Origin of the sequence: Paraburkholderia phytofirmans PsJN (assembly GCF_000020125.1) — a bacterium.
GTDB classification, from domain to species: domain Bacteria; phylum Pseudomonadota; class Gammaproteobacteria; order Burkholderiales; family Burkholderiaceae; genus Paraburkholderia; species Paraburkholderia phytofirmans.
Genome location: NC_010676.1, coordinates 3,531,896 through 3,545,334 on the forward strand (window position 1 = coordinate 3,531,896; position 13,439 = coordinate 3,545,334).

The 13,439-nt window shown below is 60.1% G+C and carries 11 protein-coding genes; 7 read left to right on the forward strand and 4 right to left on the reverse strand.

The window, feature by feature from the left end; genetic code table 11:
- Positions 1–120: 120 nt before the first annotated feature.
- The gene (locus BPHYT_RS35360; RefSeq protein ID WP_012428926.1) at positions 121–1,008 is read left to right on the forward strand and encodes a LysR substrate-binding domain-containing protein; all 888 of its coding nucleotides are present in this window, start codon (positions 121–123) and stop codon (positions 1,006–1,008) included.
- Here the strand turns inward: BPHYT_RS35360 and BPHYT_RS35365 are convergent.
- Positions 1,005–1,901, reverse strand: coding sequence for a LysR substrate-binding domain-containing protein (locus tag BPHYT_RS35365; RefSeq protein WP_012428927.1), 897 nt, complete (start codon positions 1,899–1,901; stop codon positions 1,005–1,007). The genes BPHYT_RS35360 and BPHYT_RS35365 overlap by 4 nt on opposite strands.
- A 147-nt stretch (positions 1,902–2,048) precedes the next feature.
- On the opposite strand from BPHYT_RS35365, the gene BPHYT_RS35370 reads away from it, so the two are divergent.
- On the forward strand, positions 2,049–2,576 hold the full coding sequence (locus tag BPHYT_RS35370; protein ID WP_012428928.1) for a (2Fe-2S)-binding protein: 528 nt from the start codon (positions 2,049–2,051) through the stop codon (positions 2,574–2,576).
- A complete protein-coding gene (locus BPHYT_RS35375; RefSeq protein ID WP_012428929.1) occupies positions 2,577–4,835 on the forward strand; it encodes a xanthine dehydrogenase family protein molybdopterin-binding subunit in 2,259 nt (752 codons plus the stop codon). It begins immediately after the preceding gene.
- A 173-nt stretch (positions 4,836–5,008) separates the two neighbouring features.
- Here BPHYT_RS35375 and BPHYT_RS35380 read toward each other — a convergent pair whose 3' ends face one another.
- Positions 5,009–6,316 (reverse strand): MFS transporter, encoded by a 1,308-nt coding sequence (locus tag BPHYT_RS35380; RefSeq protein WP_012428930.1) that lies wholly within the window; start codon positions 6,314–6,316, stop codon positions 5,009–5,011.
- Positions 6,317–6,639: 323 nt separating this feature from the next.
- Positions 6,640–7,377, reverse strand: coding sequence for a GntR family transcriptional regulator (locus tag BPHYT_RS35385; protein ID WP_041759931.1), 738 nt, complete (start codon positions 7,375–7,377; stop codon positions 6,640–6,642).
- Between the two features lie 150 nt (positions 7,378–7,527).
- Between BPHYT_RS35385 and BPHYT_RS35390 the strand changes: the two genes are divergently transcribed.
- Both BPHYT_RS35390 and BPHYT_RS35395 read left to right on the forward strand, forming a co-directional pair.
- Positions 7,528–8,832 (forward strand): MFS transporter, encoded by a 1,305-nt coding sequence (locus tag BPHYT_RS35390; protein ID WP_012428932.1) that lies wholly within the window; start codon positions 7,528–7,530, stop codon positions 8,830–8,832.
- Positions 8,829–9,716: an amidohydrolase family protein gene (locus tag BPHYT_RS35395; RefSeq protein ID WP_012428933.1), complete on the forward strand. Its 888-nt coding sequence runs from the start codon at positions 8,829–8,831 to the stop codon at positions 9,714–9,716. The genes BPHYT_RS35390 and BPHYT_RS35395 overlap by 4 nt, the downstream gene beginning before the upstream one ends.
- A gap of 4 nt (positions 9,717–9,720) precedes the next feature.
- On the opposite strand, the gene BPHYT_RS35400 is transcribed toward BPHYT_RS35395, so the two are convergent.
- Complete coding sequence (locus BPHYT_RS35400; protein ID WP_012428934.1) at positions 9,721–11,385, reverse strand: ABC-F family ATP-binding cassette domain-containing protein; 1,665 nt, start codon at positions 11,383–11,385, stop codon at positions 9,721–9,723.
- A gap of 392 nt (positions 11,386–11,777) precedes the next feature.
- Here BPHYT_RS35400 and BPHYT_RS35405 point away from each other — a divergent pair, with 392 nt between their 5' ends.
- Both BPHYT_RS35405 and BPHYT_RS35410 read left to right on the forward strand, forming a co-directional pair.
- Positions 11,778–12,017, forward strand: a complete 240-nt coding sequence (locus BPHYT_RS35405; RefSeq protein WP_012428935.1) for a DUF4148 domain-containing protein — start codon at positions 11,778–11,780, stop codon at positions 12,015–12,017.
- 155 nt (positions 12,018–12,172) lie between these two features.
- The gene (locus tag BPHYT_RS35410) at positions 12,173–13,225 is read left to right on the forward strand and encodes an alpha/beta fold hydrolase (RefSeq protein WP_012428936.1); all 1,053 of its coding nucleotides are present in this window, start codon (positions 12,173–12,175) and stop codon (positions 13,223–13,225) included.
- Positions 13,226–13,439 lie beyond the last annotated feature (214 nt).

The window sequence follows — 13,439 nt, forward strand, 5'->3', positions numbered from 1 at the left end:
GCCTTCCCCTCGCCGGCATCGAGTGTCACACTGATGTGCACTGCTGCTTGCGATGCAGTCTCACAAGATAAAAACGCTCTGTACAATATTTTTTAACCACGATCTTGATACGTTGGCGATATGGACATGCGGCTGTTGCGTTACTTCGCGGTGCTTGCCGACGAACTGCATTTCGGCCGGGCAGCCGCGCGGCTGCACATTTCCCAGCCGCCGCTGAGTCAGCAGATTCGCATCCTCGAAGAGGAGATGGGCACCGCGTTGTTCACACGCTCGCAACACCGTGTCGAACTCACCGAGGCAGGGAAAACACTTAAAGAACAGGTGCCGTTGATCTTCGCTCAGTTCGAACGCGCGATCGATCTGACGCGTTGCGCGGGACGTGGCGAAGTGGGGAGTCTCGAGATCGGCATCATCAGTTCGGCGATGGTCGAACCGATTCCGCGCGCGCTACGGGTATTCGCGGAGAAGCATCCGCAAGTGCGGTGGACGCTGCATGAGATGACACCGGCCGCGCAGATTCTCGCGTTGAAAGAGCGGCGGCTCGATGTGTGTTTCTTTCGCGTTTCGCATGAAGACCCCGAGATTCGCAGCGAAGTGGTGATGCGCGAGTCGGCGGTCGTGGCGTTGCCGTTGGGGCATGCGCTGGCGTCGCGTGGGGAGATTGCGTTGCGGGAGTTGGAGGCCGAGCGCTTCGTGTCGTTCGGTTTGCGGCAGTCGCAACTGGCGCGCTTTTTACAGGACTGTTGCGTCGAAGCAGGGTTCACACCGCGGATCGAACAGGAAGTGGTCGAGGTGCATACGCTGTTGTGCCTCGTGCGCGAAGGGCTGGGTGTGGCGCTGCTGCCTTCATCCGCGCGGCAGTTATCGACGGGCGGCGTCGCGTTCGTGCCGGTGGCCGCGCCGCGTCCCGAAGTGTCGCTTCACGCGCGCTGTCGTGCTGAGACGCCTTCGCCGGTGTTGTCGTTGTTTCTCGATACCGTGCGGGAAGTGGCGGCTAGTACGACCTAACGCGCGCTGTTAGTTTGCGCGACCAGGTCGCGGATCACGTCGATTAGCGGCGCCACGCGCTCGGCTTTCTCACGCGGCCACACGGCGTAGAGGTTGTAGTGCGTTGGAATTTCCACTTGCGTGAGTTCGACCAGACTGCCGTTTCGTTGCGCGTCGGCGGCGAGCAGGCCGCGCGCCAAACCCGCGCCTACGCCTGCGCTGGCCGCGGCGATCAGGCCTGCAGCGTTATCGAAAACCGCTACGGCGTCCGGCTCGACCTCGGGCAGGCCCGCAGCGGCGAGCCAGGGAATCCACGAACGCTTGGTATAACCCAGTAACGGCAACTCCAGCAGCTGCTCAGGCGTGAGCGGCACGCTGAGGCCGCGTGCCTGCAATAGCGAAGGCGAACCCATCGCCGTCAGACGGTCGCCGCAAATGAGCGCGTTTTCGAAGCCGTCCCATTCTCCATACCCATACCGCAACGCAATATCCACGCGCTCAAACGCGCTGCGGTCATGACGCGGCGTTGACAACATCGTGAGCGACGTGCCGGTCAGCGCGCCGAGCAATGCGGGCAAACGCGCCACCAGCCAGCTCTGCGCGAGTTCAGGATCGACGTCCAGCGTAATGGATTGCTTGACCGCGCGCTCTTTCACTGACGACAACGCACGATCGATCTGCTCGAAGCCATCCGCCAACTGATTTGCGAACAGCACGCCGGCATCCGTCAACACCACGCGACCGCTTTCGCGCACGAAAAGCGGCTGGCCGACGAACTCTTCGAGCGTGCGGATCTGCTGGCTGATCGCGCTATGCGTGAGCGACAACTGCCGCGCCGCGCTCGAAAAGCTGCCGACGCGCGCGGCTTGCAGGAAGGCTTGCATCGACTGAATGGACGGGTAGCGCTTCAACATGGTGTTAGCCGGACTGACAGACGGTGGAAGAAATGGTCGCTGGCGTTGCGCTTAACGGCTTTCAATAATGACCGCAAGCACGCGGCCCTTGTCACGCATCCACTCATGCATGCGTCGCGCTGCACAACGACATTCAGGAGACAGCGCATGATCGAGATCGTGGTCAACGACACGCGGCACTCGCTCGACAATGTACCGGAAGACATGCCCTTGTTGTGGGTGTTGCGCGACCGGCTCAAATTGACCGGCACGAAATTCGGCTGCGGCGGCGGCTTTTGCGGCGCGTGCACCGTGCATCTTGAAGGCGAGGCAGTGCGCTCCTGTTTGCTGCCCGCTGTGGCCGTGGCCGGCAAACGCATTACGACGATTGAAGGTTTGTCGAAGGATGGGCGGCATCCGCTGCAACTTGCATGGGTCGCGGAGGACGTGCCGCAATGCGGCTACTGCCAGTCCGGCCAGTTGATGCAGGCGGCCGCGTTTCTCAAGGACAAGCCAACCGTCAACGACGAAACCATCACGACGGCCATGTCGGGCAACATCTGTCGATGCGGCAGCTACTCGCGGATTCGAAAGGCGATCAAGCGCGCGGCGTCGGGTGACCCGGCGTTGGCGGCTGTGGATGTGCATGAGTGTGCATCGGCGTGCTCGTCCTATGTTAAGAAAGAGGAGGCCTGAATGAACAACGACAAAGAGGTGTTCGCCAGCGCGCGCGGCGCTGCGCGTCGCCGGTTTATCAAACAGAGTTCCGCGTTGTTGGCCTCGGGTCTCGCGATCGGCTTCCAGTTGCCCGAAGCCTTCGCCAAGGGCGACGACAAAAGCGGTGACCCCAACCCGCAAGCCGGTGAATTCGAACCGAATGCGTGGGTGCGCGTGCTGCCGGACGATACGATCAAGCTGGTCGTCCATAAACACGATTCCGGAACAGGCACGCGTACCGCGCTCGCTGCAATGGTCGCGGAAGAACTGGACGTCGATCTGTTTCGCGTCGATGTGATCACGCCGGAGAATCCGTTTTACGGCGACTACATTCACCCGTTGTGGAAGGTGTTTTCGACGGGCGGGAGTACGAGCGTCTCGTTGGAATACGAGCGCTTGCGACGTGCGGGTGCGACCGCGCGCGCCATGTTGATTGCCGCTGCGGCAAAACAGTGGAATGTGGCGCCGTCGACGTGTTCCACGGACAACGGATTCGTGGTCAATAAGGCCAACGGCATGCGTGCGAACTATGGGTCGCTTGCGCAGGTCGCGGCGCAAATGCCCGCACCGAAAGACGTCGTGCTGAAAGACCCGTCGCAGTTCAAATACATCGGCAAATTGCGGAAGAAACGCGGCGCCGTGGAGAAGGCGAGGGGCGCGTTTCCGTACAGCATCGACGTGTCGTTGCCGGACATGCTGGTCGCGGTGGTCACGCGTGCACCAGTGATCGACGCACGCGTGCGTAGCGTGGATGCTAAAGCCGCGCTGGCCGTGCCGGGTGTGCGGCAGGTGTTGCAGATTCCTGGTCGGCCCGACATTCTCGGCGGCAATCAGGCGGGTGTTGCTGTGTTAGCCGATGATTATTGGTCCGCGCATAAGGGGCAGGCGGCGTTACACGTGGAGTGGGAAGACAGTCCGCTTGAGACTTTCGATAGCAGCACGCTTGCCGCGCGTCAGGCGATGTGGCTCGACGATCCTGCGGCGCGGGTTGTGCCGACTATTCAGAGTGGCGATTTGAAGACCGCGTTTCCGCATGGGGCGCGTGTGATTGAGGCTTCTTATTCGATGCCTTATAAGGCGCAATGTCCGCTTGAGCCGATCAATGTGACTGCGTGGGCCAGGAAAGATGGTTCAATCGAGTATTGGGGTGGGCTGCAAGTGCCGTCGACGGTGCAGGAGGCGGCTGAAGTGATCGGCGGTATTCCCGCGAATCGTGTCGTGCTGCATGAGCTTGTTTCAGGTGGCAGCTTTGGGTCGCGTGAGTCGAAGTACTGGCTTTTCGAAGTGACGTGGCTCGCGTTGAAAGTTGGAAAGCCGGTCAAGTTGATGAATAGCCGTGAAGATGAAATGCGCGCGCTTTACTACCACTCGGCGAGTTTTCATCGGGCGAAGGCAGCGCTCGATTCGCGCGGCAATTTGGCGACGTTGCAATTGCGGGCGGTGATGCCTGCTTCACCGGAGCAGTGGGAGCCTGGGTACTTTGATCGGCCGGACCGGATGGATTACAGCACCACTGAAGCGATCAGTAAGTATGAATTCGCTTATGGCGCGCCGCATGTGGATATTGGTTGGGTGCGGCATGAGACAGGTGTGCCGACTGGCTGGTATCGGGCGGTGAGCTACATCCCGAATGTGTTTGCGGTTGAGTCGTTTATGGATGAGGCCGCGCATGCGGGAGGTCGAGATCCTGTTGAGTTTCGGCTCACGCATATGAAGGATCCGAGGCATCAGGCTGTTTTGCGGGAGGCGGCGAAGCGGGCCGGATGGGGGAACGCGTTGCCTGCCGGCACTGCTTTGGGCGTGGCGACGAATCAGGCGTATAGCAGTTATGTGGCGGTGGTGGCGCGGGTGGCTCGGAAGGGTGATGGAGTTGTGATTGAGAAGCTGACCTGTGTGGCGGATTGTGGGTTGGCGGTTTCGCCTGGCGGGGTCGAGGAGCAGCTTTATGGCGGGTTGATGTGGGGCCTAGGGCATGCAACGGTGGATCGAGTTGATATTCGGCACGGGCAGATCCGGCAAAAGAACTTTGATAGTTATCGGGTGATGCGGATGAGTGATTTGCCGGAGGTTGATATTTTGATTGTGCAGGGTGATACCTCTAAACCCGGCGGTGTGGGGGAGTTGTCGAGTCCTTCGGTGGCGCCGGCGGTGGGGAATGCGGTCTTTAGACTTACTGGGAAGCGGATGAGGGAGACGCCTTTCGAACTGGTGAAGATGGGCGCGAAAGCGAAAGCGTAAGCATGTGGCCGGACGATCACGTTGGGGTATTTCGTTATGGAACGGCCCCCGTCACCTCAGATAACTTTAGCCCATCGCGATGTCGAGCTTACCCAGGCGGCAACCGCTCGAAAATGGCGCGAATGAATTCACGACGCTCCTGGGCAACGAGCCCAGAAGCGTCGTCGCGCTCGTCAAAGCGGCACCGTCGATGATGCAAGTTCCGCCTTGCGATGTCCGCCGACTTTCCACGCAATGGCGGTGCCGATTGCAAGAGCTAACAGGCATGCAGTCGGAACAAGCATGGGTGCGATGTGGCTACCGCTTACCTTGCCGACGTACGGCATCAGATTCTGTGCAAAGAACCCTCCGAGATTGCCGATGCAGTTGATGGCAGCAACACTTGCCGCGGCTCGAGCGCCGGAAAAGAAGCGCGGGGGAAGCGACCAGAAGCAAGGGTAGAGCAAAGGAATACAGGCGCCGCCGAGACACAGAGCAATGAAGCGCAACGAAACGGTCGGCAGTACGAGGCTGGAGGCAAAGCATACGACGCCGATGCCTGCGACCACGACCATTGCTTTTAGCACCACCTGTTCGCGTTTGAGCTTACCGGGGAGCCAAAGCAGAAGCAGTGCCGCAAGTGCCCACGGAATCATGTTGAGGAGGCCGTTGACGCTCGACGAAACCCCCCAACTCTTAACCAGCGTAGGCAGCCAGTACGTAACGCCGTACAGCGACGTCGACATCAGCATGTAGGTCACTGCGAACAGGAGAACCTTTGGGTCAAGCAATGCGGCCCATGGGCGTGACTCTTTTGCCTCGGTGGACGCTTCGCGCTTGAGCGCCGCGTCCACAATGTCCCTTTCCTCGTCCGACAGGAAGTTCGCCTCCCTGACGGAGCTCGGGAGAAATTTAAGCGCTACGAATGCAATCAGAATTGCCGGAATGCCAGTGGCAAGGAAGACCCATTGCCAACCCGCCAGTCCGAATGTTCCGCCCAAGGAAAGGAGCAGCCCTCCCACCAGCGCACCGAGCATGTTCGCCAGCGAGCTTCCAAGAGTAAAGAGGCCGAGCACGCGCGTTCTATAGCTTTGAGGAAACCACTGCGTCAGGTAGTAAATGACGCCTGGATAGAAGCCCGCTTCAGCAACGCCAAGTGCAAACCGGAACGAGTAAAAAACTGGCAGTGAGCGCGTGAACGCCATGAGTACTGTGACGACGCCCCACGTGATCATGATGCGAGCAAGCCACGTCCGGGCACCGAAACGATGTAGCGCGAGTGTGCTGGGCACCTCGAACAGCAGATAGCCAATGAAAAACAGCGATGCTCCGAGTCCGTATGCGGCTTCTGTCATGCCGAGTGCGTGGACCATCTCCAGTTTCGCGAAGCCGACATTCTGCCGGTCGATGAATGCGATGAGAAACATGACAATCAGCAGAGGCATCAGCCGCCATGCCATTTTCCTCATTACCTTCTGCTCGCGTGTTGCAGGCGTAGACATCTTTGCTCCAAGGTCTATGCCCGCAGCCGCGAGACCGGCGTCTCACAAAACGCCCAGCCGAACGAAAACAAGCAAATTGATATAGTCATGTATATGTTTGTATGTTTGAAGTCGAGCTGCAATCAGGTATTACCCGGACGAGCGTGCGCAAACTCGCTGCCGTGGCAGCAGGCTGCGCGCGCCAATGTTCTCAACGGAAGGGAGATTGAGGCCGAATGTGGGAGCCGACTCGCGCGCGAAAACGCGGCCTGTCAGATGCGACAGCGTCGTTCATCGTCGTCGGCGCCGGCGAAAGCAGCAGGCGCGGCGACGAAGCCGCGTTGTCAGCGAATGTCGACCTGATACTGGAATGCTTCAGCGGCGCCGCGCGTGGTGCGCCATTCAATCGGTGTCCCGGCAAAATCGGATGCGACACGCTGCACGAGGATTACCGGACTGCCGACCTCGATGCGCAACAGCGCTGCATCAGCTTCCGTGGCCTTTTCGACGTTCAGAATCTCGGTGGCGGACGCCACGATTTGCCGGCAGAGCCGCTCGTAGAGCGGATACAGCAAGTCTTCGAAGTCACCGAGGGGCAGTGTCGCCAGCCCTTCGAAACGGCTCCGAGGAAGCCATATTTCTTCCGACAATACCGCTTCCCCTTCAATCATCCGCACTCGCGACAGATGAAGAGTCTTCTCGGTCGCCTTCATCTGCAAAGTTGAGCGAATTGTTTCGTTCGGCTTGACGACTTCGCGCCTGAGCACCTTCGCCGTCGGCCGGACCGGTTTGCCGTCGACTGACTTGAACCGGAAGAATCGGAACAGCGACGAATCGAATCGCGGGCGCCGGACAAAGGTCCCCTTTCCCTGAGTGCGGGTGAGCACCCCGTCGGCCACCAGCAGATCAATCGCCTTGCGGAGCGTTCCGGTCGATACGTTATAGAACTGACTAAGCTCAGCCTCCGTGGCGATCGCCTTTTCAGGTGACCACTCGCCCTCTGCAATACGGCGCACAAGGTCGTCGCGCAGTTGCTGGTAGCGGGGCAAGCGACCGTCCGGCTTACCTGAGAGCGATTGCATATCCATGATTCATATAGTTGTTCACAGGAGTAGTGACTGTACAACATCTGCGGGAGCGAGGGTAAATCCTCAATGACAACCTCCTGGAAGAGCTTAAACTAAACATATAGTCATATACATGAATATATGAATTGACCCGTGGAGACGACGATGTTCACCTGGTACAAGCGAGGAACACCCCTCGAGCGCAGCACCTTCTGGGGATGTTTCGCCGGTTGGGGCCTCGATGCCCTCGACGTGCAGATGTTCACCCTGGCAATCCCGGCAATCATTGCAGCCTACGGCATCGACCACACCCAGGCGGGCGCCATCAGCGGCGTGACATTGGTGTCGTCGGCAATGGGCGGCTGGTTGGCGGGCGCTTTGTCCGACAGGATTGGCCGGGTGCGCACGCTGCAGATTACGATCCTCTGGTTTGCGGGATTCACTTTCCTTTGTGCCTTCGCCCAGAGTTTTCCTCAACTGCTGGTCCTGAAGGCCCTGCAAGGATTCGGGTTCGGCGGAGAGTGGGCCGCGGGCGCGGTGTTGATGGCTGAAACCATCAGCACGGAGCATCGCGGCAAGGCCATGGGCGCAGTGCAGAGCGCCTGGGCTGTCGGCTGGGGCGGCGCGGTGCTGCTGTACGCTGCCGCCTTTTCATGGTTGCCGTCAGACACGGCGTGGCGTGTCATGTTCGGCGTTGGCCTGCTGCCCGCGCTGCTCGTCCTCTACGTGCGTCGCAATCTTCGCGAACCCGTGCGCGTCGCCCCGTCTCGGGCCGAACCGGCTGTTTCCGTGTGGGCGCAAATCGCGCAGGTATTTCAGCCGCGCGTCATCAAGACTACGGTTATCGGCGCGATTCTGGGCACGGGCGCCCACGGCGGGTACTACGCCATCATGACCTGGCTGCCGACCTTCCTCTCCAAGGAGAGACATCTGTCGGTCCTGAACACGGGTGGCTATCTTGCCGTCGTCATCGTCGCATTCTGGTGCGGCTGTATGGCGAGCGCTTACCTGCTCGACCGTATCGGACGCCGGCGCAACATCGCATTCTTTGCGTTCTCATGCATCGTCACCGTGCTGGCCTACGTGATGCTTCCGCTGAGCAATACGCAGATGCTTGTTCTCGGCTTCCCGCTGGGCTTTTTCGCCGCGGGCATCCCGGCCAGCCTGGGCGCGCTTTTCAACGAGCTTTATCCTGCGGACATGCGCGGGACAGGCGTCGGTTTTTGCTACAACTTTGGCCGCATCGCTTCGGCGGGTTTTCCTGTGCTGGTCGGGTACATGAGTCATTCGATGTCGCTGGGAGCCGCGATCGGTATCGATGCGGCAATTGCGTACGGACTGGCGATGGTTGCCGTGTTGCTGCTTCCCGAAACGCGCGGCAAGCGGTTGCGGCCGACTGCTGTCGAGCAGGCTTCGCAACCGGTCGCCGATGCCGATTTCGCGCTTGACCATCCCCGGAGCCAGCGATGATTCAGGCTCGACCCATTGCGCGGCCAGCTCTGCCGCGGGTTGACACGCATGCGCATGTGTTTGCAAAAGCACTGCCGCTCGCGGACGAACGGCGCTACGCACCCGACTATGACGCAACGCTGGATGCCTACCGGAAGCTTCTGGACGCAAACGATATTGGACATGCCGTGCTGGTCCAGCCAAGCTTTCTCGGTACCGACAACAGCTACCTTTTACAGGCGCTGACGAGGGACCGGACCCGGCTGAGGGGAGTGGCAGTCGTTTCTCCCGATATTTCGGAAGACGACCTCGCGCAACTGAACGGCCAAGGCGTTACAGGCGTGCGTCTCAACCTTATCGGGCAGACGCTCCCCGACCTCAGCGCGGCACCCTACACGACGCTATGGCGGCGCTTGTCGAAACTCGGCTGGCATGTCGAGTTGCACAGGGAAGCGTCGGACCTGGCTCCGCTCATCAACTCCTTGCTGGCTGTGGGCTTGCCTGTCGTCGTGGACCATTTTGGCCGCCCTGCCCCCGACAGTGGAACCAGCGACCCAGGGTTCAAGGACCTGCTGGCGCTTGGCCCTTCAGGTCGCGTGTGGGTCAAGATCTCGGGCGCCTATCGTTGCTCAAAACCTGGCTCGAATTTTATGCGCGATGCCACGGACCGACTGATCAACGCATTCGGCACCGAACGCCTGATGTGGGGCAGCGACTGGCCACACACGCAATTTGAACACGCGACAGACTTCAGCCAGACGCTTTCCGCGCTGCTGGACTTAGGTCTCGCGCCCTCGCTCGTCGATGCAATCCTGTGCTCGACCCCGCACTCGTTTTACGGGTTCGACAAAGAGCCCGCAAGCGACATCGTTCCGACGGCACGCGTTTCGCAACTCACTTCCTGACCTTTTACTGTCCCGCAGCCTGCTCGCGCATGCGACGGGCTTCGTCGCGCAGGAACTGCTGGTAATCGTCCAGATCGCCGTCGAAGGGCTCGACGCCACCCTTGGTGACAAGCCAGAACTCGTCACACACCGCGCGCAATAGCGACCGGTCGTGACTGACCAGCATTACGGTGCCTTCGAATTCGTTTAGCGCCATGCCTAGCGCTTCGCGTGTGGCGAGGTCGAGGTGGTTGGTCGGCTCGTCGAGCAGCAGCAGGTTAGGGCGCTGCCACACGATCATGCACAACACGAGCCGCGCTTTTTCGCCGCCGCTCATCGTGCTGACCGCCTGATGAACCATGTCGCCGCTAAAATTGAAGGTGCCGAGGAAGGTGCGAAGCGATTGTTCGGTGCCGCTCTGGCCGGGCGCACGCATGTGCGCAGACGTGTCCTTGGCAAGGCGGATCATGTGTTCCATCGGCGTGTCGAGAGGACGCAGCACGTCGAGTTCCTGCTGTGCGAAGTAACCGATGTTCAGGCCTTTACCTTCGCTGATTTCGCCGGCAATCGGCGCCAGTTCGTGCGCCACCGTCTTCACCAAAGTGGACTTGCCCTGGCCGTTGGCACCGAGAATGCCGATGCGCTGCCCGGCCAGCACGGAGCGGTTGATGCCCCGCACGATGACCGTCGGCGGCGTGCCCGGCGGCGCGTCGGTGGGCGCCGCGTAGCCGAAGCTCGCGTCCAGCATCGACAACAATGGGTTCGGGACGTTGAGCGGTTCCTTGAACTCGAAGGTGAACTCCGCATCGGCAAGCACCGGCGCGATCTTCTCCATGCGTTCGAGCGCCTTGACCCGGCTCTGCGCCTGCTTCGCCTTCGAGGCCTTGGCCTTGAAACGGTCGATGAATTTCTGCAGGTGGGCGATCTTGTCCGCTTGCCTCGCCATCGCGGCCTGCTGCAACAGCAGTTGCTCAGCACGCATGTCTTCGAACTTGCTGTAGTTGCCGCCATAACGCACGAGCTTGGCGTTGTCGACGTGCACCGTCACTTGCGTCACCGCATCGAGGAACTCGCGATCGTGGCTGATCACGACCAGGGTTCCTTGATAGCGCTTGAGCCACGCTTCCAGCCAGACCAGCGCGTCGAGGTCGAGGTGATTGGTCGGCTCGTCGAGCAACAGCAAGTCGGACGGGCACATGAGCGCGCGCGCCAGTTGCAGCCGCATGCGCCAGCCGCCGGAGAAACTGTTGACCGGCTGGCTGAGCTGCGCGGTACTGAAACCCAGGCCCAGGATCAGCGCCTGGGCACGCGCGGGAGCGTCATGTGCGCCGGCGTCGTGCAGGGCCATGTAGGCGTGCGCCATGCGCATGCCGTCGTCGCTGGCCTCGGCGGCGGCTACTTCGGCCTGCGCGGCTAGCAGTACGGTGTCACCGTCGATGACGAAGTCGGTTGCACTCTGCTCGGTCTCCGGCATTTCCTGCGCGACCTGGCCCATCTTCCACGCAGCGGGAATCGAGAATTCGCCGCTGTCTTCGTGCAGCGTGCCGTTGAGAAGGCCGAAGAAGGACGATTTGCCGGCGCCATTGCGGCCGACAAGGCCAATCTTTTCGCCGGGGGTGAAGGTGACGGACGCGCTATCGAGTACGACATTGACGCCACGGCGCAGCGTGACATTACGGACGGAAATCATAAGGAGCTACTTCGGAGAGGATAGGCATGATAGCCCACTGGACGTGCAGGGCTGTTTCTTTTCTGAGCGGATGGGTGAGGAACTGCTTGCGCGGCCGGTCTAGCGACAATAGTGCTCATGGTTGGTTTTGCGCACCCGTGCCATCCTTCGGGCCCATCGGCCGTCAGACGGCAGAGCGATATTTGTATCGCAATGTATCGGCCGGCCGAACGGACACACAGCCTTACATCCGAGCCGCTTGCCTGACACAAGCCAGATACTTCCGCGCAGTCCAATGTGTGTGAACGCCGCACTTCAAGAGCCATTCGCGTCGCAGTTCTGCTCAGACTGCTGCTTGTGCTCCTTGATATCCGAGCGTCGTCTTCCCCACCACTAAGCGCCTGGAGCATCACATGAAAACTTCAATGATCGTGATCGCCTTTGCAGTATTCACGACGGCTGGCCTTGCTCACGCCTCGGATGCCACACCTACAAGCGAACAACAATCGGGCGTTGTACAAACGGCGCAACTGTCTCCTGGCGATTACCAGGTTGCCCGGAAAACCCGTTCGCAGGTTCGTTCCGAATTGAAACAGTCCGAGACGGACGGTCAACTCAAGTCGCTCAACAACGAAGTCTATAAAGGCAACTGATTGCCTGTCCTGATCCGGCACGGGCTGCCCATTACTGCTTTATCTGCGTGAGAGTTGACTACTTGCTACGTTCGCTCTATTCGAGCGAGGGTGCATACAGAAACAGGTGAGCTGGAATCTTGCAGCTCACTCCAACATCAGTAGGAGACATAGAAATGACAGACAGGATCGATACTCGCCGTCGCGGCTTCATGACCTCTGCGGCCTTGGCAATTGCCGCAGTCCAGTTCGGCATGATCGGATCTGCGCGCGCGCAGTCCAGCAACGCACTACCGCCAGGTTTGCCTGCTTTCAAGCCTGGGTCGAATACGTCGTTCGGCCCACTGAAGCAGATCAACGCCGGCGTCTTGAACGTCGGGTACGCTGAAGCCGGCCCGGCAAATGGTCCCGTGGTCATTCTCCTGCACGGCTGGCCGTATGACATCCACAGCTACGTCGACGTCGCACCGTTGCTGGCATCGGCAGGCTACCGGGTGATCATTCCGTATCTGCGCGGTCACGGCACGACGCGCTTTCTCTCGGCAGAAACCTATCGGAACGGCCAGCAGGTGATGGCTGCTGTCGATGCAATCGCCCTGATGGATGCTCTTAAGATCGACAAGGCCGTTCTGGGTGGTTTCGACTGGGGCGCGGGAGCGGTCTGCAACATGGCGGTACTCTGGCCGGAACGCTGCAAGGCCCTGGTCTCTGTGAGCGGCTATCTGGTTGGCAGCCCCGAACTCAATGCAAAACCGCTTCCGCCGGCGGCAGAGCACGCATGGTGGTACGAGTTTTATTTCGCCACGGAACGCGGCCGGTCAGGCTACGACCAGCACCGGAAAGATTTTGGGAAGCTCATCTGGCAACTCGCTTCGCCGAAATGGAACTTCGACGATGCCACCTACGACCGCACCGCGACGGCCTTCGACAATCCCGACTATGTCGACATTGTGATTAATCATTATCGCTGGTGGCTCGGCTTGGCCAAGGGCGAATCGAAGTACGACGGCCTCGAGCAGCGCCTGGCCGCAAGACCCGCTATCACCGTGCCTACGATCACCCTGGAAGGTGAAGCCAATGGTGCACCACATCCGGACAGTGCGGCCTATGCTAGCAAATTCTCCGGCAAATACGCGCACCGACTTATCGGCGGAGGCACCGGTCACAATCTCCCTCAGGAAGCGCCCCAAGCGTTCGCACAAGCCATTATTGACGTTGCGGGATACTGAAGATATACGACTTAAATCTGGACAAAGGCCGGTCGCTGGAAGGCCACACGCAACGGATGCTTCTCGGTTTTAAGCGCGACGAGCCCTTTACGACACCCGGCGTCGAAACGGGTAGACGAATATGCTTTCACGGTGGCGACATGGACAAGTCGAGGAGCGCAATATGGCGGAGACACGGCTCATGCTCAAGCGCTACCTGTCAAACGCTCAAGTC

Excerpts from the sequence above, each read along its gene's own strand:
- BPHYT_RS35375 (WP_012428929.1), top strand. The coding sequence starts at position 2,577 with ATGAACAACGACAAAGAGGTGTTCGCCAGCGCGCGCGGCGCTGCGCGT.
- BPHYT_RS35405 (WP_012428935.1), top strand. The coding sequence starts at position 11,778 with ATGAAAACTTCAATGATCGTGATCGCCTTTGCAGTATTCACGACGGCT.
- BPHYT_RS35410 (WP_012428936.1), top strand. The coding sequence starts at position 12,173 with ATGACAGACAGGATCGATACTCGCCGTCGCGGCTTCATGACCTCTGCG.
- BPHYT_RS35395 (WP_012428933.1), top strand. The coding sequence starts at position 8,829 with ATGATTCAGGCTCGACCCATTGCGCGGCCAGCTCTGCCGCGGGTTGAC.
- BPHYT_RS35380 (WP_012428930.1), bottom strand. The coding sequence starts at position 6,316 with ATGTCTACGCCTGCAACACGCGAGCAGAAGGTAATGAGGAAAATGGCA.
- BPHYT_RS35390 (WP_012428932.1), top strand. The coding sequence starts at position 7,528 with ATGTTCACCTGGTACAAGCGAGGAACACCCCTCGAGCGCAGCACCTTC.
- BPHYT_RS35365 (WP_012428927.1), bottom strand. The coding sequence starts at position 1,901 with ATGTTGAAGCGCTACCCGTCCATTCAGTCGATGCAAGCCTTCCTGCAA.
- BPHYT_RS35385 (WP_041759931.1), bottom strand. The coding sequence starts at position 7,377 with ATGCAATCGCTCTCAGGTAAGCCGGACGGTCGCTTGCCCCGCTACCAG.
- BPHYT_RS35360 (WP_012428926.1), top strand. The coding sequence starts at position 121 with ATGGACATGCGGCTGTTGCGTTACTTCGCGGTGCTTGCCGACGAACTG.
- BPHYT_RS35370 (WP_012428928.1), top strand. The coding sequence starts at position 2,049 with ATGATCGAGATCGTGGTCAACGACACGCGGCACTCGCTCGACAATGTA.
- BPHYT_RS35400 (WP_012428934.1), bottom strand. The coding sequence starts at position 11,385 with ATGATTTCCGTCCGTAATGTCACGCTGCGCCGTGGCGTCAATGTCGTA.